Annotated in this window: 16 protein-coding genes; 13 read left to right on the top strand and 3 right to left on the bottom strand. The window is 45.8% G+C overall.

Annotated features, from left to right (window positions below; translation table 11 throughout):
• The first annotated feature begins 71 nt into the window (after positions 1 to 71).
• From CSH93_RS16565 to CSH93_RS16575, 3 genes are read left to right on the top strand one after another with little or no spacing between them, the layout of a single operon-like run.
• Positions 72 to 839: a ParA family protein gene (locus CSH93_RS16565; protein ID WP_100644500.1), complete on the top strand. Its 768-nt coding sequence runs from the start codon at positions 72 to 74 to the stop codon at positions 837 to 839.
• Between the two features lie 29 nt (positions 840 to 868).
• Entirely contained in the window at positions 869 to 1747 is an 879-nt protein-coding gene (locus tag CSH93_RS16570) for a DUF6671 family protein (protein ID WP_100644476.1), read from the top strand.
• Positions 1748 to 1749: 2 nt separating this feature from the next.
• Positions 1750 to 2745, top strand: a complete 996-nt coding sequence (locus CSH93_RS16575; RefSeq protein ID WP_100644477.1) for an L-threonylcarbamoyladenylate synthase — start codon at positions 1750 to 1752, stop codon at positions 2743 to 2745.
• 26 nt (positions 2746 to 2771) lie between these two features.
• Here the strand turns inward: CSH93_RS16575 and pepQ are convergent, their stop codons facing one another.
• Both pepQ and CSH93_RS16585 read right to left on the bottom strand, forming a co-directional pair.
• Positions 2772 to 4091 (bottom strand): Xaa-Pro dipeptidase, encoded by a 1320-nt coding sequence (gene pepQ, locus CSH93_RS16580; protein WP_100644478.1) that lies wholly within the window; start codon positions 4089 to 4091, stop codon positions 2772 to 2774.
• Positions 4092 to 4129: 38 nt separating this feature from the next.
• Positions 4130 to 6199: a transglycosylase SLT domain-containing protein gene (locus CSH93_RS16585; protein ID WP_100644479.1), complete on the bottom strand. Its 2070-nt coding sequence runs from the start codon at positions 6197 to 6199 to the stop codon at positions 4130 to 4132.
• A gap of 225 nt (positions 6200 to 6424) precedes the next feature.
• Between CSH93_RS16585 and fadB the strand changes: the two genes are divergently transcribed.
• The 6 genes from fadB (at position 6425) to CSH93_RS16615 (ending at position 13822) form a co-directional block, all read left to right on the top strand.
• Positions 6425 to 8581, top strand: a complete 2157-nt coding sequence (gene fadB / locus CSH93_RS16590) for a fatty acid oxidation complex subunit alpha FadB (protein WP_100644480.1) — start codon at positions 6425 to 6427, stop codon at positions 8579 to 8581.
• A gap of 21 nt (positions 8582 to 8602) precedes the next feature.
• Entirely contained in the window at positions 8603 to 9766 is a 1164-nt protein-coding gene (gene fadA, locus CSH93_RS16595; protein WP_100644481.1) for an acetyl-CoA C-acyltransferase FadA, read from the top strand.
• A gap of 173 nt (positions 9767 to 9939) precedes the next feature.
• Positions 9940 to 10665, top strand: coding sequence for an NAD(P)-dependent oxidoreductase (locus CSH93_RS16600; protein WP_240615637.1), 726 nt, complete (start codon positions 9940 to 9942; stop codon positions 10663 to 10665).
• Positions 10666 to 10761: 96 nt separating this feature from the next.
• Complete coding sequence (locus CSH93_RS16605; RefSeq protein WP_100644482.1) at positions 10762 to 11277, top strand: hypothetical protein; 516 nt, start codon at positions 10762 to 10764, stop codon at positions 11275 to 11277.
• Positions 11278 to 11389: 112 nt separating this feature from the next.
• Positions 11390 to 12658 carry a hypothetical protein gene (locus CSH93_RS18170; protein WP_240615638.1) on the top strand — a complete coding sequence of 423 codons (1269 nt, stop codon included), beginning with the start codon at positions 11390 to 11392 and terminating at the stop codon, positions 12656 to 12658.
• A 168-nt stretch (positions 12659 to 12826) separates the two neighbouring features.
• The gene (locus CSH93_RS16615) at positions 12827 to 13822 is read left to right on the top strand and encodes a GGDEF domain-containing protein (protein WP_100644483.1); all 996 of its coding nucleotides are present in this window, start codon (positions 12827 to 12829) and stop codon (positions 13820 to 13822) included.
• Here CSH93_RS16615 and alr read toward each other — a convergent pair.
• On the bottom strand, positions 13813 to 14877 hold the full coding sequence (alr, locus tag CSH93_RS16620) for an alanine racemase (protein WP_100644484.1): 1065 nt from the start codon (positions 14875 to 14877) through the stop codon (positions 13813 to 13815). The genes CSH93_RS16615 and alr overlap by 10 nt on opposite strands.
• 114 nt (positions 14878 to 14991) lie before the next feature.
• On the opposite strand from alr, the gene CSH93_RS16625 reads away from it, so the two are divergent.
• The 4 genes from CSH93_RS16625 (at position 14992) to CSH93_RS16640 (ending at position 21735) form a co-directional block, all read left to right on the top strand.
• Positions 14992 to 16581, top strand: coding sequence for a sodium:solute symporter (locus CSH93_RS16625; protein WP_100644485.1), 1590 nt, complete (start codon positions 14992 to 14994; stop codon positions 16579 to 16581).
• A 4-nt stretch (positions 16582 to 16585) separates the two neighbouring features.
• Positions 16586 to 17527, top strand: a complete 942-nt coding sequence (gene murQ / locus CSH93_RS16630) for an N-acetylmuramic acid 6-phosphate etherase (protein WP_100644486.1) — start codon at positions 16586 to 16588, stop codon at positions 17525 to 17527.
• Positions 17520 to 18683: an exo-beta-N-acetylmuramidase NamZ family protein gene (locus tag CSH93_RS16635; RefSeq protein ID WP_100644487.1), complete on the top strand. Its 1164-nt coding sequence runs from the start codon at positions 17520 to 17522 to the stop codon at positions 18681 to 18683. Before murQ ends, CSH93_RS16635 begins: the two co-directional genes overlap by 8 nt.
• 478 nt (positions 18684 to 19161) lie before the next feature.
• Positions 19162 to 21735, top strand: coding sequence for an ATP-binding protein (locus CSH93_RS16640; RefSeq protein ID WP_100644488.1), 2574 nt, complete (start codon positions 19162 to 19164; stop codon positions 21733 to 21735).
• Positions 21736 to 22333 lie beyond the last annotated feature (598 nt).

A 22333-nucleotide genomic window follows, 5' to 3' on the forward strand; every position in this document is an offset into this window, starting at 1 on the left:
GGGGCTAAGCATTCCCAAAGCGCAGAGATTATTTTATGCTGATCCTACCAGTTCACCAGTGTACACAGCCAATGAACAAGCGAGTCGTATTTAACCAAAAAGGTGGTGTTGGAAAATCAACGATCAGCACTAACCTTGCTGCCGCTAGTGCCAAGCGGGGTTTAAAAACATTGCTAATCGATCTTGATGCGCAAGGCAACGCAACCCATTATGCCGGTGTGGATGTTACCGACGACACTCATACTGTTGCGGATATGTTCAAGCAGACCGTCGGCTGGTTCAGTACCGCATTGACGGGTGAAGACTTTGTCCAGTCAACGGCATTTGAAAACCTTTATGTTATGCCTTCGGACAAGAGTCTTGCCAACATTGAGCGCGAACTCGAGTCACGCTATAAAATGTTTAAACTGCGTGACACCATCAAAGAGCTCGAAGGGCAATACGATCGCATATACATTGATACGCCACCGAACTTTAACTTTTACTCAAAAGCCGCGCTTATTGCAGCAGATTCATTTTTAGTCCCGTTTGATTGTGACGATTTTTCGTCACAAGCTATTCAACGACTATTGGATAATGTAATGGAGCTGAAAAGCGACCATAACCCAGACCTTGCGTTTGAGGGGGTCATAATCAATCAATTTAACCCACAAGCGAATTTGCCCAAGCAATTGGTTGCGTCTTTATCCGAGCAAGGACTACCCGTTTTAGAAGCGAAGCTAAATTCATCGGTTAAAGTCCGTGAATCACACTCGCAACGTAAACCATTAGCCTTCTTTGCGCCTGCACACAAATTAAGTAAGCAGTTCGAAGCATTGCTGTCTGAATTAGAACAATAAACATTGAAACAATAGGCATTGGAACAATAATGACTAAGCAGGCAGACTCGCCTGAACCACTACGAGGATTGGCTGCAGCCATCGCAACCTTGCATGATAAGACGCGTTATATTCAGCCAGCGCTGCGCGATACTCTGAATTGGTCAGTGACAACCTACACTGAACTAGACACCGATACGTTAGGCACCTTCAGTGGCGAAGTGGAACGTCAACAATCCCCCGTTGCTTGCGCAACCGCCAAAGCCATTGCCGCTCGTCAAGGAGCCCAATGCGATATTGGCATTGGCAGTGAGGGCAGCTTTCAATCTGATGCGTTTGGCTTTGCAACCTTCAATGAAGAGATCCTGGTGTGTGTCGATAGTGATGACAACCCTCTTGCAATTGGTCGCGCCAAGCAGCCTGTGTTCGTTGATCAGATCACGTGGAAGCTTCCTTTACCATCACAGTGGCAACAAGATGTTGTAGCTTTTCTAGAAGAATTGCCACCTAAGCAAGCCTGTATAGTGGCTGCGGGTGACGCGAATAAACGTGTAATTGCTGCTGAAAAAGGGCTCTATACCCACACTCAAATTATCACCGCACTACAACAGTTAAGTACACATGCGAATGCCACTTTGCTAGAATTGCAATTTGATTTACGCGCCATGCATTGTCCGCAGCGACAGGAAACACTTGCAGCGGCAGCTCAAGACTTAGCCAAACGTCTGACGTCTAAGTGCCCGCAATGCAATCACCGAGGGTTTGTTTATGACACCCCTGTCAGTGGATTGCCCTGTAGTCAATGCCTACAACCCACGGCGCAAACTAAAGCGTTTTCAGCCACTTGCTCACAATGCAACTATAGCAATCAAGAGCCCGTTGCTGCTGAATATACTCAACCTGTTAATTGTAATGTGTGTAATCCCTAGCTATGTCAAAGCTCAACACTGTTTTTCTGCACAACGATCATGAAGGTATCACAGCCGCTGCGCAGCTATTGCAACAAGGTGGCACCGTAGCGGTTCCTACTGAAACCGTTTACGGATTAGCAGCGAACGCAACTGACGACGCTGCGGTAAAAAAGATATTTACGGCCAAAGGTAGACCAAGCAATCACCCTTTGATCGTGCATATTCATACCCTCGAACAGTTAACTGAACTCTGTATTGATATTCCGCCCGTTGCTATCGAACTAGCAAAGGCGTTTTGGCCGGGCCCAATGACCTTGATCCTAAAGAAGTCTTACGCTTTAGGAAATGTAGTTACTGGGGGCTTAGACACCATCGGCATTCGCATGCCAGCGCATCCCGTTTTTCGCACAATTTTGGCAGAAGGTAATCTCGTTGTAGCGGCTCCATCGGCCAATCCGCATAAACAGTTAAGCCCAACGACTGCGACACAAGTGTTCAATGAATTGAACGGTAAAATAGATGCGGTTGTAGACGGTGGTGCCTGTCATGTTGGGCTTGAGTCAACCATTGTTGATGTGGCCCATTACCCTGACAGCCCCATCAAAGTACTGCGTGCTGGCCCTATTACCGCACAACAAATGCGTGATGCCATTAATTTACCGGTGGAAAGTTATCGAAGCCATCAGCAGCAGGTACCAGGCAATATTAAACAGCACTATCAACCGAAAGGCCGATTGCAAGTACAAAGCACCCAAACCATTATTAATGCGCTCAAACAGTGGCCACAAGACACTGCCTGCTTATGGTATAGCGATAAAGTGGGCCAGCAATTAAAAAGTGCAGCGGTACATGGATTCGTGCAAATAGAGTCTGACAAAGCAAGCTATGCACGCCATTTATATAGCAGCTTATATGCCTTAGATAATAAAGGGTATGCCAACATCTGGGTTGAACAGCCCCCTCAAAATGAAAACTGGGATGATGTAAATGATAGGCTAGCACGGGCGCAAGCCTAGCACCCGTGATGAATTTTAGTGGGCGTTTACACTAACCCACAATCACGCGTCATGTTCTCGATTGAATTTTGATGCACGATAATATTGTCTTCAATACGAATGCCACCAAACGGCTTAAACTCGGCAACTCTGTCCCAATTCACATATTGACTGTTTTCCGTTGCACGCAAGTCATTCAGTAAGCTATCAATAAAATACAGCCCAGGCTCAATAGTAAACACCTGTCGCGCTTCAATCGTGCGTGTGCAGCGTAAAAATGGATGATCATCTGGTGCTGGTTTTGGAGTGCCACGCTCATCGGCAATCAAACCTCCCACATCGTGTACCTGAAGCCCCAAAAAGTGACCGATTCCATGTGGGAAAAATGTGCGGCTAATACCTTTTTCCAGAATCTGTTCAGCGCTTAAATTGACGATATGAGCGTCGCTTAAGATCTCTGCTATTCCCGCATGTGCTTTGCGATGAATATCTGCATAATCTGCGCCCGGCTGCAATTCTGTGGCCAATAGTTTGGTCAGGTTATCCACCCGTGAGATCAAATCGTTGAACTCATGGGGCTGATTGCAATATGTTCGTGTAATGTCTGCTGCATAGCCATTAAAGCCGGCACCTGCGTCAATGAGAAAACTGCGATGCTGCTGTGGCGGTTGTGACTCTAACACCATGTAATGCAAAATTGAGGCGTTTTCATTAAGTGCTACGATATTCGAATACGGCACTTGGTTCTCGCCCTGGCGCGCAGCGTTTAAGTAGGCTAGATTGATATCGAACTCACTTTTGCCCTGTAAAAACGCCTGCTCTGCTGCCCGGTGCGCTGCAACCGCGGTTTTGTTTGCAAAGCGCATGCAAGACAACTCATAGTCAGTTTTGTATGCCCGATGGTAATGCAAATAATGCATGACCCGATCGGGGTTAACGTTTTTAAAACCAAGCGCTTGAGCTACTTCAATGCACTCGCCTACATAAGCAAATTTGTCCTTATCGTAAGGCAGGTGTTTTTCGACTGCATTCGCCTGTTTAAGTAAGACGACATCAAAATAATCTGTCCAGTATGATGAAGGCTCTGGCGGCACTTTATGCCAAAAATCGACAGGACGATAAAATATAAGCTTGGGCTTGTTAACACCGTCGACGACTAACCAACAATTCGGGTTATCAATTACCGGTAACCAGGCTTTGAACTGAGGATTAACATGAAAAGGGTAATGGTTGTCATCCAAAAACATCACTTTACTCTGTCCGGAATGGATCACTAAGCCATCAAGTGCTTCGCGCTCTAACGCCTCTCGCGTTCGCGCCTGCAGAGTTTCGATATGTTTACCATAATCATCAGCTAATGCTTGCATATAGTCCTTACTCGTGAATAGTGTTTACAGTGAGCCTTCTACCGCTTGTCTTTTTTTGCCGGCATTTGCATGTTTTGCACCTGCTCAAATACATCGGTTTTTTGGCCCAGTTGCAGTTGATATATATGTTTATAGGCTAACACGGCTTTAACGTAATTGCGTGTCTCTTTAAACGGGATGGATTCAATCCAAACATCAGCATCTATCGCCTCGTCTTCGGGTAACCACTTCAATACGCGTTGCCACCCTGCATTGTAAGAAGCGGTTGCCAAAATAGGATTATTATTCACCTTCTGCATCAAATAATTGAGATATTGCATTCCCAAAGACAAGTTGCGCTCTGGCTCCAATAGCGTCGAGTAACGCACTGATTTCTTCTCAAGGTAATTCGCGGTTGTGGGCATGATCTGCATCAATCCACGCGCGCCTACCTGAGATACGGCATCGACCATAAATGAACTCTCACGCCGAGTGATAGCAAGTGCCCAGGCCTGATCCACTTGATATTCATTGGCTAGAGGCTCAAATTGACTCTGCGTAGGCACGGGAAAGCGGCGTAATACATCATCTAAATAGTCAAGCTCGCTAAATAACAATATCGCTTGATCAAACCACTCCCAGTGATGGGCCAATAATGCTGCCTGTAGCTTCAATTCATCGGCTTGTTCATTGAGTGCAAAGCGCCATTCTCGGCGGGCTTCGGAAAAGCGATCATTGAGTTTAAGTTCATAGGCACGCTGAATACTAAGATTCTGTATCAGCATCCCCTGTAAGGCATCATCTACTGCCGGCTCTTTATGATTCAATTGCGCTTGTGTACCAAGCTGTGCGCTGGCGAGAAAACCGTAGTAATGCCGCTCTTTAGCGGCTTGATTGAAGCTAGTCTCAGCTTTATCAGCCACCGAAAGCTGTTGCCAACTGCGCCCCTTCCAGTATTCATAGGATAAGTTCTGTTGTGAAATGTCAGGCGTTTGCTCGATTAATGCCAGCGTTTCCTGCCATTGTTGTTGCCTTACTGTTGTTGCCACTTGCCAACGTAAAATCTCTTCACTGGGATTTATATCTTGGGCTTTTTGTAACCAACTAGGCGCATCTGGATGCTGATCGACTGCTAGCGACAATGCAATCGCATTGACAATATTATCGCGCTGTTGATCATTAAGTTGCAGCGTGTCCGCCAACGTCCGATAGGCTTGAATAACTTGGTGAGGACGCGACCAAGCCAACTTTTCCATGGCATAACTAAACACTTCAGCTTCTTGCAGTAAAAACTGCATAGGAAAACGTTTAGATGCCGTTAGTCGCGAAGGATTGCGCTGTGCGTCGCGCCACAAATCAGCTAAAAACTTATGTTGAGGTTTGAGGCTTCTGGCGAGAAAACGCGCAAGCTTGTAGTTGCCTTCTTTGGTGGCTAATTTGATACGCTTAAGCGTACGCTCCGAGGTTTGCAAGCCTGCTTTTTTCCAGCGCGAAAACAATGGATCACAAGCGCTGGGTTGAGAATACGGCACCATCCACAAGTGGCTTATCTTGCCATCCAAGGTCCGTTCATCAGCGTCTGCAGGCAATGTTTGGCGTAAGAAATAACAATCTAGCTCAGCACTGATGCCAGGGCGATAGTCAGTAACAAATACGCTGTTTCTTTTTTCATCTTGCAACAACTGTAACCAACGTTTGCGCACGTTTCGCGCAACCGGCTGGCCATCATATTCGGCCAGAAATGCATGGATCTGGTCCGCCGATTTATACGATAAGCTGGCCAGTAGCCAATACTTCCATGCATAGGGATACAACGCATAGCCCTGTAATTGCGTTAACCGCTGAGCAATATCATTTGCATCAATACGTCGTGAGGTTTGGATAATATTAACCAACTCGGCAAATTGCTGACGATGCAATACTGTTTGCGGGTTAACGTAGGGATCACGGCTAACATTGGCGAGCGCATTGTCTGCTAACACAAAAGGGGAAACTGGCTGCGCCGCAATCGAACTTTGCGACAAACCGAGTAAAATTGATATAGAAAATAGTCGATATAACGACGTCGGCTCAAGTGTGCGCCAACCGATAAATTTCAGTATCGACTTAATATTAGAATGCCACCGCATATCTATAGCCTATCAAGTATTCACACGCTTTTCAGTGCACTTTATCGCAATAAGATCGATTTGTACCTTGAAAAATTATTCCTACTACCTATCTCTACTCATTCAAACGCTCGTTTCATTTTTTCATTGTGTTTCGAGCTAATTTTAACGAGAATCTCGACCCCTACGCATAATGTGGTGTGAGTCATCTATACTTAGCTCCACCGCTATTAGGAGATACAACATATGATTTACTCAGGTAGCTGTTTAACAGTTGCAACTCTCGATTCAGCAAGCGACATTGCTGAACTGGTTTTCGATGCATCTGGCTCGGTAAATAAGTTCGACCGTCAAACGGTTGAGGAGCTGGATCAAGCCACTCAAGCCATTAAAGCTCAATCAGGCTTAAAAGCCGTTATCGTTCGCAGTGCAAAACCTACCTTTATTGTAGGCGCGGATATTACCGAATTCACTGGCTTATTCGCTCAGCCTGATGAAGAGGTACTCAGTTGGGTTGCGAAAACATCTCAAGTGTTTGACCGTTTCGAAGATTTACCCATCCCAACCGTGTGTGCAGTCAATGGCTTTGCCTTAGGTGGTGGCTGTGAAATGGCATTGGCGTGTGACTTACGCGTGGCTGACACGACAGCTCAAATCGGTTTACCTGAAGTAAAACTTGGTCTAATGCCAGGCTTTGGCGGAACGGTCAGATTGCCACGCATTATTGGCTCAGATAACGCATTAGAGTGGATGACCACTGGGCGCGATAGAAAGGCGCCTAAAGCCCTAGCTGAAGGCGCTGTTGACGCGGTCGTAGCACCTGACGCATTGGTCGAGGCAGCCATCTCAATGGCGCAAGACGCAGCCGCTGGCCGTATCAACTGGGAAGCGCGTCGCCAACAGAAGAAAGCACCACTGCAGTTGAATAAAAATGAAGCGATGATGAGCTTTTCAACCGCTGCTGCAATGGTTGCTGCGCAAGCAGGTAGACACTACCCTGCACCACACCTTATGGTCGAAACAGTGAAAAACGCCTCAACACTCGACAGAGATGGCGCACTTAAACTTGAAAATGAAGGCTTTGTAAAACTAGCCAAAACTGATGCCGCAAAAGCACAGATTGGCATTTTCATGGCTGACCAATTGGTTAAGAGCAAAGGTAAAAAGCAAGCCAAACAAGCAACTAAAACTGTTAATCAAAACGCGGTACTTGGCGCTGGCATCATGGGTGGCGGCATAGCCTATCAAGGTGCCGTGAAAGGTATTCCGACCGTCATGAAGGATATCAACCAAGCGGCTTTAGATTTAGGCATGAAAGAAGCATCAAGCATTCTGCTTAAAGGTATGCAGCGCGGTAAAGTCGATGGCGCTAAAATGGCTTCTACCTTGGCTAACATTACCCCAACACTGGAATACAGTGCGATTAAAGACGCTGATCTAGTGGTCGAAGCGGTGGTAGAGAATCCAAAAGTCAAAGGTATCGTACTGAGCGAAACCGAAGCGGCGGTGGCGGATGATGCGATCATCTGTTCGAACACCTCTACTATTTCTATCAATCAGTTGGCGAAGAGCCTCAAAAAGCCTGAGCGTTTCTGTGGCATGCACTTCTTCAACCCTGTGCACAAAATGCCATTGGTTGAAATCATCCGAGGTGAAGATACCAGTGATGACACTATCGCAACAGTTGTCGCCACAACATTACGCATGGGCAAAACGCCAATCGTTGTCAATGATTGCCCAGGCTTTTTAGTTAACCGTGTATTGTTCCCTTACTTTGCAGGTTTTAGTCGCTTGATCCTTGACGGTGCAGATTTCACCGCGGTAGACAAGGTAATGGAGAAGCAATTTGGCTGGCCAATGGGCCCAGCATACTTGCTCGACGTAGTGGGCATGGATACATCTGATCACGCAGCGGGCGTAATGTCAGCGGGTATTCCAGAGCGCATGCAAAAGATTGACAATGACCCAATCACTGTCATGTTCACCAATGACCGCTTGGGTCAGAAGAATGGTAAAGGTTTCTACGACTACGGCGTCGATAAGCGCGGTAAACCAATGAAAACGCCATCAGCTACTGCCTATGAATTACTCAAGCCACACGTAGCTGAAACGAAAGAGTTCAGTGCAGAAGACATCATTGCACGCACCATGATCCCGATGGCTAACGAGGCCATTCGTTGTCTTGAAGAAGGGATCGTTGGTAGTGCAGCAGAAGCCGACATGGCACTTCTGTACGGGCTAGGTTTCCCTCCATTTAGAGGCGGGATTTTCCGTTACATCGAGACTATGGGATTACAGGCCTTTGTCGATCTAGCTGACAAGTACGCAGATCTTGGCCCTATCTATCAGGTCTCTGATGGTGTTCGCGAGATGGCTCGCAGCGGCAAATCTTATTTCGCATAACCTCAGCCTAAGGAGAATCTTATGAAAGACGTAGTAGTTATTGATTGTATTCGTACCCCTATGGGTCGCTCTAAAGGCGGTGTGTTTCGCAATGTTCGTGCAGAAACCTTATCTGCACACTTGATGACCAAATTGCTTGAGCGCAACCCAGGTGTGAACCCAGCGGAAATTGAAGACATTATTTGGGGCTGTGTACAGCAAACCAAAGAACAAGGCTTCAATATTGCGCGTAATGCTCAGTTATTAACTGATATCCCGCGTAGCACTGGTGCGGTTACCGTGAACAGATTGTGCGGCTCGTCAATGCAAGCCCTGCACGACGCCACCAAAGGGATCATGACCGGCAATGGTGATATTTTCATGATCGGGGGTGTTGAGCACATGGGTCACGTACCCATGACCTTTAACTTAGACTTCCACCCAGGCCTAGCCAAATACACAGCTAAGGCATCGGGTAACATGGGTATGACTGCTGAGTTGTTAGGTCGTCAAAACGGCATTACCCGTGAGATGCAAGACGCATTTGGTGCACGTTCTCACCAACGTGCGCACAAAGCTCACCTTGAAGGACGTTGGGCGAACGAAATCGTTGGTATAGAAGGCCACGATGAAAACGGTGTATTGAAGCTTATCGAGCATGACGAAGTTATTCGCCCTGATAGCACCATCGAAACAATGGCAAGCTTACGCCCAGTTTTTGATCCAGTGAATGGTACCGTTACAGCAGGAACCTCTTCTGCGATTTCTGACGGCGCCGCGGCCATGCTATTGATGTCTGCCGATAAAGCGAAAGAACTTGGCTTAACGCCTCGCGCGAAGATCCGCGCGATGGGTGTAGCCGGTTGTGATGCCGCGATCATGGGCTTTGGCCCAGTTCCAGCGACACAAAAAGCGCTGAAACGAGCAGGCTTAACCATGGACGATATCGAAATTGCTGAGTTTAACGAAGCATTCGCTGCTCAGGCATTGTCATGTGTGAAGCAACTAGGCTGGTTAGATAAGTACGACGAAAAAGTGAACCTCAATGGCGGTGCGATTGCATTAGGTCACCCACTTGGCTGTTCAGGTGCGCGAATTTCAACCACCTTGTTGAACCTGATGGAATCTGAAGATAAAACATTGGGACTTGCCACCATGTGTATCGGTTTAGGCCAAGGTATCGCGACAATCTTCGAGCGCGTTTAACTTACCCAACCAATCTTAAAAAGCCGTAGTTTTCAAACTGCGGCTTTTTTAATTCCCCCGCAAAAAAAATCTACACATACGTAACATCAGGTTTTATGCGAAGGAGTAAAACACGTTATTGAGTCCTTTTTTACCGACCAACCACACAAATATTTCACAATCAGAGTGCTAGTATGACGTTTCAATTGCAACGTCAAATGGAATGGGGAATGAGGATTAAACGGGTTTGCATCATCGGCGCTTCAGGAAAGCTTGGTCAATACATGGTCCAGCACGCATTAGCGCATGGTTATGAAGTGGTGGGTGTTTGTCGGGCACAAAGCGTTGATAAGTTGGAACACTTTAAGCACCTCATTACTATCGTCCCCGGCAATACCAATGATCGCGACGTCATTCGACAAGCCGTCAAAGGCTGTGATGCCGTGCTCACCGTTTTAGTTCCGTGGGGTGTTAATCAATATTCATCAGGCACCGCACAGGCGGTTTTAGACTTTGCAGAACCTCAAGCCAGATTAATTTTTTCCTGTGGTTGGCATATCACCTATGACGGCAAAGATGTGTACTCATGGCACTTCAAAGCGCTAATAAAAGTCTTTGGCCCGATTGCTCGCTGGCTACGGCTGGTAGAACTTGATGACCAAGTGGAAGCGTGCAATCGGATATTTGCTAGCCAACGGCAATGGACAGTAGTGCGAGGCAGTGATTTGCAGGAAGGCGATAGTCAGGGTCTGCCCATTTGGCGAGAGCATGTTGGTGATCCCGCTCTACAAAGCAATATTACCCGAAGAATTGATTTTGCCTTATTTATGGTTCACGCGATTGAGGACGAAAGCTTGATCCGCAAAGCGCCGGCTATCGTCAGTTGCCAAAGTCATTCTGCACTGCAGCACGCGCCATAAAAAAGCTATGGTCCACCGAAATGGCAAAAATATTGCTAATTGAAAGTAATAAACTAATCTTAGAGTGCAACAGGACAACGACTCAAAAGGATATTTATGTTCAAGCTTCACAAGATTAAATTAACTTTTATTGCGGTTATTTCCCTACTCACGCTTTTCGGCTGTAGCTCAAGCTCAGGGCCATTTATACCGGTGGCGCAATACACTTCAGATACAGCACTGTTTGTGTACAGTCCGATCCAAGTGAGAAATGCTCATACCGTTCCAGTCGTTAAGATCAACGGCAGTGAAGTCACTCGCTTATCCAATGGCGCCTTAGCCATCGTTAACCTCACGCCAGGCTTACATGAAATCGCCTTGTATAAAATGGATACGCCTTTCGAAGTGGATCAGGAAGCATTCTACATTGCAACCTTCACTATACAGCAAGGTGAAAGACTCTATTTTCGTTGGCAAGAAGACAAAACCTATGATGTTTCGCTGACCGCAGACAGTCTAGCCGGACCAATGGACTATCGTTTTGTACCGTCAACAATGGCGAGCAATGAGATCAGTGAGTCAAAAATTAAAACCGTGTCGATAGTACCTACCATTGCATCGATATCTTCCTGAAACGCTGGTGCGGCATCAGCGAACTCTCGCTGATGTCGCGTGAATGTATTGTTTTGTCGAAGTACCTTAAACCTAACCATAATCGGCATGTAAAAGTGTGTAAGTCCGTTTGATGCAAAAAATCACTACAACACTCGCACAGATCTTTTGTACTTTGCTTGTGCTGTTAGCTGCCGTAGGCCACGCCGATACATCATTGCGTGATCCGGATAAGTTTTATCATAAGGTGATGAATGCCGCGCCTTATGTCCCTGCCGATCTGTCCGTTCATTCATTATCATGCAAAATAGGCATAAGAAAAGATAAACAACACTACCGCTCAGCTAACACCATCGATTATTCAAAAGCCCAGTGGAGCGAGCGTGTAGCAGCGGATTGGCATTATTTAGACAGCGCCAATGAATTAGGCCGGATCGCGATCATTGATTTTGCGCTCAATTCCAAACAGGAATTAGCTTATCGTTATCTCGCTAATGCGAGACACAACGAACTATACGAGCCCTGGAGCTCTTCTAAAATTTTCGCATACGCGGGTGCCATTGCGACACTCCGACAATCTGGTATTGGCGCCACCAGCCACATAGGTGATGTCAGCGTAGCTGATTTGATTACCAGTATTCACAGTTACCGTCCAACCCACAAAGCGCCTGACGATTCAAACGCTATTGCAACGTTTTTCGCCAATATTGCTGGCAGAGACTATCTTACCGCTCTATTCCACGACCAGTGGTTACGGATGGACGATACCAACGTCCGTTTTCGCGGTGCCTATGGTCTAGAGGCGTATAAGCCTACCGCTAAACGCTGGGTTGATGGTGCTTATAGTGTTCCGCTCAATGGGTTTAAACGTGCATCGGACGACCCTGGTTACCAGTCTTATCTTTGCTCCAAGTGCGGCAAGACAGGGAATAAACCCATGTCAGCGTTGGCACAAGCAGAGTGGCTAAAGCGACTGGCAAGCCATACTCGCGTCACTGCCACACAACAGCCGTACCTTAAAGAAAATGACGTTAGCATTTTGTTTTACGGTGACGATGGTCGAGGCGGCATGATGGCTGGGATCAGTACCATGCTCGCAGATGCCATCGCGATAGCAATTGACCCAAGCAATCAAAAGACGAGTAAAGAGGTCCTCGATCAAGCAACCAACGGGCAGTGGCGAATTTTCCAGAAAATTGGCTGGGGCCCGAGTGAAACTAGAGGTGCAGGCGAAACCGTCGTGTTAGCCCATGTTTGCTTGCCTGAATTTGACGGTGGACGAGAATTCACGCTAGCAGCCCAGACCGCACAATCAGGTACGGGCGATGAGTTTGTAGGCTATGCTGGAATAAAAATGCAACACTTGCTCAATCAGAGCATAAGGCGGCTGTTAAATCGATAAATGTAAACAGCCTGTCTCGCCATAGACTACGCTTTAACGAGGCTTTGATAATGGTTAATGCGAATCGTGGCGTATATCGCAAAGCTAGTTTTTTATGAATATTTTCATTTGTGTTTACTAATTGAGCAACGGTAGTATTGCACTCAACATTTGGCATTGAATAGATGTATGGAAACCAAAGTCAGAACGCTTGAAGAATCAATAATCATGACCATCAGCGGCGCCATATCGCTATGCTTGGTGCCTTTCGTGATTATTCGCTTTCTACAGCAAGACTTCTCGGTTGCAGTTTTAAATACTGTTGCGGTATCCATCACTGCCGCGATATTTTTCCAAGTTTACATTACGCATACGGTTAATTTTGCTCGCTGGGGATTATCCCTGCTCAGCGTTTTCGTCATGATCATGACGATCGCTCTCAAAGGCCCAGACCAAATTGTGTGGGCTTACCCCGCACTCACGACCGTTTTCTTTCTACTCTCCCCCAGCGTGGCGTTGATTATCACGGTTTTATTTTTGGCCAGCGTTATATTGATCATCTGGCCCATGTCGAGTGCATTCTTTGTATTGAAATTTGCCGTATCGGCAGGTGCTACTTTGCTGTTTTGTTATGCATTTGCCAGCAGAACACACCGACATCAGCAATTTTTGGAACAAATTGCGACATCCGATCCATTGACACAAATTGGCAACCGCCGAGCTCTCGAAGAAAAGTTACTGGCCACAATCGAACGGTTACGTCGCTACCCAGACCAAACCTGTTCGCTGATCATGATGGATATCGACTTATTCAAACAAATTAATGATCAATTTGGTCACGCTGTAGGTGACGAAGTACTCAAGCAATTTACTACCACTATCAGTGATCGTATTCGCCAGAGCGATAACATCTATCGCCTAGGAGGTGAAGAATTTGTCGTCGTAGTAGAAAATACCGCACAACGTGAAGCTGGCGTGCTGGCTGATACTCTCGTAGAAGCCATCAGAGAGACTCAATGGCCAGAACAAGCGTTGAAAGTTACGATGTCTTGTGGGGTTGCAGAATTCAATCGCAATGAGACGGCGTATGAATGGATCGCAAGAGCGGATGCTGCTATGTACAAAGCGAAAACTCAGGGGCGCGATCAGAGTCACGTGGCAGAGCCTGTTCTGTCTTACTCGTAAGCTCTTGGAACCCTGTCTGACACACGGGTGATAAGTTCATAGTCTATAGTACCGGCACAATGTGCGACTTCGTCAACACTCTGATTTTTGCCCCACAGTTCAACCATGTCTCCGATTTCTAATCCTTGCGCATCCGTCACATCAAAGGTCAACATATCCATTGATACTCTGCCCGCTAACAATATTCGCTGGCCTTTACACCATGCAGGCGTGCCATTTCGAGCGTGACGAGGATAGCCATCTGCATAACCAATAGCCACTGTGGCTATTGTTGTTTCTCTATCTGCCGTCCATGTGGCGCCATAGCCCACACTTTCGCCGGGCTGAATAGTTCTCATTGCAATGATGGGGGCGAATAGCGTCATGACAGGCTCAAGTGGCAAATTGAGCTCAGTCTGACTTGAACGCCCACCATACAGCGCTATACCGGCCCTATTCCACGCGCCATGGGCATTACTCCATTGCACGATACCCGCTGAATTCGCCACACTCACTGGATAGTGATAGCGCGCTAAAATCTGCTGCAATGCGTCTAATTGCTTTTGTGTATGTGCATTATTCTCTTCATCGGCACAAGCCAGATGGGTGAATATGATGACATCGCCGGTGAGTAATTCTGCGTACTGGGAAAATACCGTATCCAGCTCTTGCGGCATTAATCCTAATCGGTGCATACCCGTGTCGATCTTGAGCCAAAGCGAATGAGGCCTTTGTGACAACGCGGCAATCCAATCTAGTTGAGCCAAACGATGCACCACCAACGTCACATTATTTTCTGCAGCCCAGCGCGCCTCGCTTTTACTGTATGGCCCCTCTAACGCAATAATTGCCTTTGTAATGCCTTGCTCTCGCAATTCTCGCGCTTCATCCATAAAGGCGACCGCTAAACAATCAGCATCTTGCTCAAGCGCACGAGATACCGCTAACGCGCCGTGCCCATAGGCATTTGCCTTTATTACAGCAAGGGTTTTACCCGTAGGATTCAAGCGTTGAATAAAACGAAAGTTCTGCCTTAGTGCATTAAGGTCAATGGTTGCTACAGTGGTTCGTGCCAAGAAATTAGTCCAATTTATCGATAAGAAAGGAATATTATTCCAGTATGTACATATTTTTAAGAATAAAGTATTCTTTATTTATACATACTTTATTCAAAGCGTAAACATACCGCAATGCTTAACCAATATTCTAGTGTCGACATCGCAGTATTTATAGCCTACCTACTTCTACTTGCTATCAGCGGTTATATGTTTAGTCGCAAAGCCAACAGCGCGAGTGATTATTTCCTCGGTGGCAATGCTATGCCCGTATGGGCTGTTGCCATATCTGTACTAGCCACTTCGCAATCCGCAGCCACTTTTCTGGGAGGCCCGGATCAAGGCTACCGTGGCGATCTCAGTTATCTGGCCAGCAACATTGGCGCGTTTATCGCCGCATTGATTGTCAGCCTCGTATTAATACCGCGTTTTTATCAGGCACGTGTATTCACTGTGTATGAATTATTACAAGACCGTTTTGGCAGCCAAGCGAAACAGCAAGCTGGCAGTGTTTACCTGTTTGGGCGATTGTTAGCAAGTGGGGCACGCCTCTACATGGCGGCAATTGCAGTCTCAATGATCTTATTTGGCGACATTGCAGCATCCAGTGTGGTAAGTGCAACGCTGATCATCACCCTTTGTGGCCTGTTATATACTGTATACGGTGGCGTTCGCAGTGTTATTTACAGTGATGTTATTCAATGTGTCGTTTATGTCAGTGCTGCTATCGCCGTTATCATCTGGTTACTCAGTACGATCCCCGCCGATTTGAGTACGCTGATCAGTGCTCTACAGCAACCGCTAGATGGTGCTCAATCGAAACTTACCCTTTTTGACTGGCGTTGGGATTTTTCTGCTGGCGGTGCTTTTACCATGTGGTCGGTACTAACGGGTTTTGTATTGTTAAACATTGCCGCTTTTGGTCTGGACCAAGACATGACGCAGAGGGTATTAACCTGTAAAACCGCCAAGCAAGGGGCATCAGCTATGATGATGTCTATCGTGTTGGTGATCCCGGTAATGCTGTTATTCATCACCATTGGCCTATTGCTATACATCTACTACCAGCGACCCGATGTGATGCAACTCGCCCATCACGCAGATGCTGCGCCATCGTTTGCTGGAGAAACCGTCACCATCTTTATGTACTACGTGCTGACCGAATTGCCCGCAGGATTAAAAGCCTGGGTCACTATTGGCATCATTGCCGCAGCTCTCTCAACCCTGAATTCAGGATTGAATTCGATGGCGTCTGTTGTCGTCAATGATATGTTGAAACCTCACTTTGCTAAGCGTGAACATGCGCTCAGTGCACAACAAGAAGTGCGCTATGGTCAATGGATGATGGCGATCGTTGCCATATTGTTAGCGAGCGTTGCCTGTATTTGTTTCTACTGGCAACAATATACTGATACGCCCCTGTTACAATTTGCACTAAGCGTTATGGTATTTTCCTATAGCGGATTATTAGGGGTCTATATTGCTGCACTGTTTAGCAATCGCGGCTCCAAGCTCAGTGTTTTGCTAGCGCTCGTTGTTGGCTTTGCGGTTCCACTAGCACTCCAGCCATACGTGCTATCGATTTGGTACCCAAGTGACTCACCGGTATCTATCGCATTTACCTGGCAATTAATGCTCGGCACCGTCGCAGCAACATTGGTGTGTTTATGTGGCAAGCCAGCATCACCCGCTACCGCCAATCCCCCTACTGTTAAAGCAGGCTAATTTTATGTCTAACAATACTTCGTCAACCACGGCCCAATTATTGGATCAACTCGAACAAATCGTGTCTGAAGGACGCAACCCAGACACCATGGACATTGACCTGCTAGGCACAGAAGACATTCTTAAAAAGATCAATAACGAGGATCAGAAAGTCGCGGCTGCGGTCGCCCAATGTATCCCCGAAATTGCCAAGGCGGTCGATACCATAGTCGAGCGCATTCAGCGAGGTGGGCGTTTGCTATACATCGGGGCAGGTACCAGTGGCCGCTTAGGCATACTCGATGCCGTCGAATGTCGCCCCACGTTCAGCGTGCCCGATACGCTCGTTCAAGGGATTATTGCGGGAGGCGAAACCGCCATTCAGCATGCAGTCGAAGGCGCTGAAGACGATAGACAAGGTGGCATTGCTGATCTGCAAAATCTTAATGTAAGTGCAAACGATACGGTTGTGGGCATTGCCGCCAGTGGCAGAACGCCGTATGTTCTAGGCGCTCTGGATTATGCTAAAACAGTTGATGCCGCGACGGTCTCTATCACCTGTAACCCCGGCTCTGCCTTGCTGGAAGCTGCAAACATAGGCATTTGTGCTGTGGTAGGGCCAGAATGCTTAACCGGTTCTACCCGCATGAAATCAGGTACCGCACAGAAATTAATACTGAATATGTTGAGCACCGCCAGCATGATCCGATTGGGTAAGAGCTATCAAAACTTAATGGTCGATGTGAACGCATCAAATGAGAAACTACGCGCCAGAGCCATTCGTATTGTCATGCAGGCCACTCAATGCGAAGCTGATACTGCTGAAGCAGCGCTGGAATCGTCCAATAACAATGCCAAACTAGCGATACTCATGATCTTAACGAACACTGATGCCGCAACAGCGACTGATTTGCTGAATGACAATAAGGGCTTTCTGCGACAAGCCGTCGAGGTACACAATGGTTAATCGGATTAAAATCGCCCTCGGATTATGCATATTGGTTGTCGTTAGTTTTGCCACGCCAGTGCATGCCATTACCGTAGGTGCTGAACAACCGCAACACTATCTTAGCGATCTCAAAGACAAGCGTGTTGGCTTAGTCGTCAATCAATCCTCGCGTGCGTTTGGTCAGCATTTGGTCGACTATTTGATATCACAGAACGTTTCGGTAACGGCTATATACTCGCCTGAGCACGGCTTTCGAGGCGACAAAGGCGCTGGCGAGAAAGTTAATGATGACAAAGACGACGCGACTGGCATCCCCATTTTTTCTTTATATGGCAAGACGCGCAAACCAACAGATGACATGCTCAGCAATGTGGATGTGTTGTTGTTCGATATTCAAGATGTTGGCGTGCGCTTTTATACCTACATCAGCACCTTACATTACGTCTTAGAAGCCGCTGCCGCTCATCATATTAAGGTTATCGTATTAGACCGCCCCAACCCCAATATCCAATATGTTGATGGGCCCATATTAGAGCCAGAATTTACTTCTTTTGTTGGCATGCATCCGATCCCCATATTACATGGGATGACCGTAGCTGAATTAGCCCAAATGATGATTGGCGAGCAATGGCTTTCCGTTTCACAGCAACCTACAGTCAAAGTTGTCCCCGTTGCTGATTACACCAGAGAAACCCCTTACTCTTTGCCGATTGCGCCGAGTCCTAATCTACCCAACGATCAAGCGATTCGCTTATACCCAAGTTTGTGTTTATTCGAACCCACCATCATGAGTATTGGTCGTGGCACACCTTTTCCGTTCCAAGTGTTAGGACACAACCAGATCAATATGGGTGACTTTGCCTTTACTCCGATCAGTATGCCAACCAGTGCGCCTACTCCTAAATTACAAGACACCGCTTTGTTGGGGATCGACTTGCGCGCCAGTGAACTTTCAGGACTTTCATTAGCACTATTACTTGAGAGCTATCAACTTAGCCAGCAACAGGGGATTGAGTTTTTCACTTCGCCGACTTTTTTCGACAAATTAGCTGGGACAGACAAGCTACGACTCGCGATTATGAGCGGAGCGTCAGAGAAGGACATTCGACACCAGTGGCAAGCCGGTCTGACAGATTTTTTGCATCGACGCCAAGCCTATTTACTGTATCAGTAAACACGGTTTGAAATGTCTCAGCAGGCATTCGGGGTACGTGAATAGATTGCTCCAAGAGCAACTTCTAGTACAGAGCGAAATTGGTTGTTTAGCTGTTCAATGAAATAGCTACAAGGCCATTTTGTGGATAATTTGGTTGAAACTCATTACATAGTTAAGGTCGGCCAAAGACAATCAGCCGACGTTCAGAGTTGTGTTTTGCGACTTCAGGTTCGTACCATATAGTTGCCGATCATAAATTCTCAATGGCTGTCTGCTGTTACCGTAAAAGAGCCGTTCGCTAATTTATTAACCTCTCTGAAATAACTCTTCAATAATTACCAATTGAATCAGATAATTTGACTGCCAATTAGACCCTGGATCGCAGCCATAAGAAGCACATCTATTTTTTCAAGTTCCTATATTTTTTTATGTCTATACTTGCTAATGAATTAGAATTAGTCTGTAAAGAATCTCTAATTAAGGAATATTCAGAAACATGAAATATCCGATTGAGCATCCTCTGGAAGAAGAGAGGTTAAAGCAACTTTATCGATATTCCATTCTCGATACTGCTCCAGAAGAAAAATTCGATGAAGTGGTGGAATTTGTTCAAGAAGAGTTTGGTGTCCCAATTTCACTGATATCCCTTGTAGACAGTTCAAGACAATGGTTTAAAGCCGCGAAAGGACTCGAAGCGAAAGAAACCGGAAGGGACATTTCTTTTTGTGGGCACGCCATATTGGAAGGAGATGTATTTGAAGTCCAGGATGCATCGAAAGACCCTCGATTTTCCGATAACCCCCTAGTTACAAACGACCCTAACATCAAATTTTATGCGGGCGCTCAACTGATTACTGAAGAAGGGTTACCGCTTGGTACACTGTGCATCATCGACTCTAAACCAAGACGTTTAACACATTCGCAAAAGAAACTTCTAAGATTGCTCGCTACGCAAGTGATGAGGCTAATTGAGAGTAGAAAGCAAAAACTGTTGCTTGATGAATATACTCAAGTGATTCACGCAGAAAAGAAGATGCTTGAGGCGATATCTAATTTACAAAAAGCGTACATTAAAGGTGATGAAGGATATCGAATCTTTTCACGTTTTTTAGGGGAATTATTGCAGTTAACTCAAAGTGAGTATGGTTTTATCGGTGAAGTACTCACAGGGGAAAATGGCTCGCCATTTTTAAAGACGCACGCCATTACTGATATTTCATGGAATGATGAGACCTCTCACTGGTATAAAAAGAATGCACCAAATGGACTTGAATTTACGAACTTAGACACTCTATTCGGTTATGTCATTAAATCCGGCGAGTTATTAATCGCTAACGACGCACCCAATCATTCTCTATCAGGAGGTATACCGCCGGGCCATCCTCCACTTAACCGATTCTTAGGTATTCCATTTAAAAAGTCCGGTGAATTGATTGGAATGATTGGATTTGCCAACAGGCCAGATGATTATACTGAAAATCTAGTCGACTCTCTTAAACCGGTGCTAGATACTTGTACTCAGTTAATTATCTCTTACAGGGAAAAAGAATCTAAAAGGCAAAGTGAAGCGCGTTTACAAAAAGAGCAAGAAAAAAGTCGCAAGCTCGCTGAATATTTTAATTCTATCTACCGCTTTTCTCAGGACGGCATAGTCGAAGTTGACCCTGTCAACGGTTCCATCACCGATTGTAATGAGGCATTTAGTCAAATGCTTGGTTACACTTTGAATGAGCTAATTGGCATGACAGTGGATGATATTTCGATTGAAAAAGGGCATATCGCTCAATTATTGAAAAAATCCAAAGAAGAAGGTCAAGGTTCAAATACACTGACGATTGAAAAGGAATATATTCATCGAAACGGACATCATGTGCCCGTTGAGGTAGATGTTTTTTGGTCGCGAAATGAGAAAGATGATTCGATTTCCTTATGGGGCCTGGTTCGGAACCTGACGGAACAAAAAGAAAAAGAACTCAAAAGGATACAGGAACAAAAAATGAATTCGCTAGGCACTCTCTCTGGTGGCGTAGCGCATGACTTTAATAACATCCTAAGTATTATATTATCCAACGCGGAATTGGCTGCTCATTTTAATCAAAATGAAAAGGTAGCTAAACGTCTAGAAACCATAAAAGAGGCCTCTCAACGAGGGGCTGAGTTATCACGTAAGATACTATCTTTCGCGCGTAAATCGGAGGTTAAAAAGGCCTCAATAGACCTGAAAGAAACCTTATCAACGTCACTTCAATTGGTAGAATCTCTGATACCCTCATCCATAAAGTTAGCCGTAGAACTCGATGATGTGGGTAATGTAACATCTAATCAGAATGACATTTCACAAATATTGCTCAATCTCATATCCAACGCTGTTCAAGCCATTTCTCCAAACTCTGGAAAAATATCAGTCAAACTCTCAAGTTCCCCCTCTTTGAAAGACGCAATTATCACTATCGAGGATGATGGTGAAGGAATTAAGGAATCAATCCTACAAAAAATATTTGACCCATTTTTCACAACGAAACATCAAAAAAACGGAACAGGACTAGGGCTCTCAACTGTTTTTGCAATTGTGGAGGAAATGGACGGAGAAATTATTGTGGACTCTAAAGTTGGGGAAGGCACTAAATTTGAAATTCATCTGCCAACAAATATAGATAAATCAATAAGTGTAGCGAATTCATCAACCGAGGTTGGTCATACAGATCGCCAGATGAAAATTCTTATCCTTGAGGATGAGCCTGCATTACTTGAAGTATATACCGAGAGTCTTCGAGCGAGGACACACAGTGTAGAAGGTTATTCAGATGGCACTGCTGCTCTTGAGGCGCTCGATGAGGCAAATGGCGATATTGATGTCATTATAACGGATGACGAAATGCCGAATATGAAAGGAACAGAGTTCATACAAAAGGCTATTCTAAGAAATCCAAACATTTTCACTATATTGGTCACGGGTAATGTGTCTGAAGAGGCTGCAAGACTTCAAGGAGAAAGGGTTATCCAAAAAGTATTTCAAAAACCCGTATCTCTAGATGAAATCTGCAGTTATATCGAAATGAATCAAGGTTAGTGATTGAGGTTATACGACCGCTATCTAACGTATTTGCGCCAATGACCAGCAGCCAATCTTATAACTTTTTATATTTATTGCAGTCATGCGAGTAAGCAAAATTTCAAGAAAATGAATGACGGCAAATTTTAAAAAAGCAGTCATAGTGAAAGGTGTATAGCCAACGGCTGCTTTTCGCTCATAGCTGTCGAAGCTATTCTGCCAATTCAACGTCAGCAAAACGTACGTAGCTGAAGAATAGCCTTGTCTGGCAACAACAGACAAAGAGCTGACATTTCACTGGGCAATTATCAAAGACTGCTTTGCCGTTGTAGCGGCCTCTACTTAAACAATTTCCGACTTAAACTGTGTCTTTTACCTTTCCGTTAGCACAGACTTAGATTTCGGCTATAGGTTATCTAACATCGACGCTTTATAAGTACTCAGAACGAAAAACGCACACCTATGTTAAACGTCGTGATTTTTCCGTACTCATAGCCTGCATTTAGTGTGATGTTCGGAAGGAAATGCCAGCGTCCGTTCACACCTAACAGTACGTCAGATTCGAAGGGGTCTGAACCGCTGGATGCAATACCACCGACCGCTGTGTAACGTGCAT

Origin of the sequence: Neoalteromonas facilis (assembly GCF_002807665.1) — a bacterium.
GTDB lineage: Bacteria > Pseudomonadota > Gammaproteobacteria > Enterobacterales > Alteromonadaceae > Alteromonas_E > Alteromonas_E facilis.

What these genes read in the sequence shown, in the direction of transcription:
- CSH93_RS16585 (WP_100644479.1), bottom strand. Translation starts at nt 6,199, where the DNA reads ATGCGGTGGCATTCTAATATTAAGTCGATACTGAAATTTATCGGTTGG.
- CSH93_RS16615 (WP_100644483.1), top strand. Translation starts at nt 12,827, where the DNA reads ATGGAAACCAAAGTCAGAACGCTTGAAGAATCAATAATCATGACCATC.
- CSH93_RS16565 (WP_100644500.1), top strand. Translation starts at nt 72, where the DNA reads ATGAACAAGCGAGTCGTATTTAACCAAAAAGGTGGTGTTGGAAAATCA.
- CSH93_RS16575 (WP_100644477.1), top strand. Translation starts at nt 1,750, where the DNA reads ATGTCAAAGCTCAACACTGTTTTTCTGCACAACGATCATGAAGGTATC.
- fadA (WP_100644481.1), top strand. Translation starts at nt 8,603, where the DNA reads ATGAAAGACGTAGTAGTTATTGATTGTATTCGTACCCCTATGGGTCGC.
- CSH93_RS16635 (WP_100644487.1), top strand. Translation starts at nt 17,520, where the DNA reads ATGGTTAATCGGATTAAAATCGCCCTCGGATTATGCATATTGGTTGTC.
- CSH93_RS16625 (WP_100644485.1), top strand. Translation starts at nt 14,992, where the DNA reads ATGCTTAACCAATATTCTAGTGTCGACATCGCAGTATTTATAGCCTAC.
- pepQ (WP_100644478.1), bottom strand. Translation starts at nt 4,091, where the DNA reads ATGCAAGCATTAGCTGATGATTATGGTAAACATATCGAAACTCTGCAG.
- murQ (WP_100644486.1), top strand. Translation starts at nt 16,586, where the DNA reads ATGTCTAACAATACTTCGTCAACCACGGCCCAATTATTGGATCAACTC.
- CSH93_RS18170 (WP_240615638.1), top strand. Translation starts at nt 11,390, where the DNA reads ATGCAAAAAATCACTACAACACTCGCACAGATCTTTTGTACTTTGCTT.
- fadB (WP_100644480.1), top strand. Translation starts at nt 6,425, where the DNA reads ATGATTTACTCAGGTAGCTGTTTAACAGTTGCAACTCTCGATTCAGCA.
- CSH93_RS16640 (WP_100644488.1), top strand. Translation starts at nt 19,162, where the DNA reads ATGAAATATCCGATTGAGCATCCTCTGGAAGAAGAGAGGTTAAAGCAA.
- CSH93_RS16605 (WP_100644482.1), top strand. Translation starts at nt 10,762, where the DNA reads ATGTTCAAGCTTCACAAGATTAAATTAACTTTTATTGCGGTTATTTCC.
- CSH93_RS16570 (WP_100644476.1), top strand. Translation starts at nt 869, where the DNA reads ATGACTAAGCAGGCAGACTCGCCTGAACCACTACGAGGATTGGCTGCA.
- CSH93_RS16600 (WP_240615637.1), top strand. Translation starts at nt 9,940, where the DNA reads ATGACGTTTCAATTGCAACGTCAAATGGAATGGGGAATGAGGATTAAA.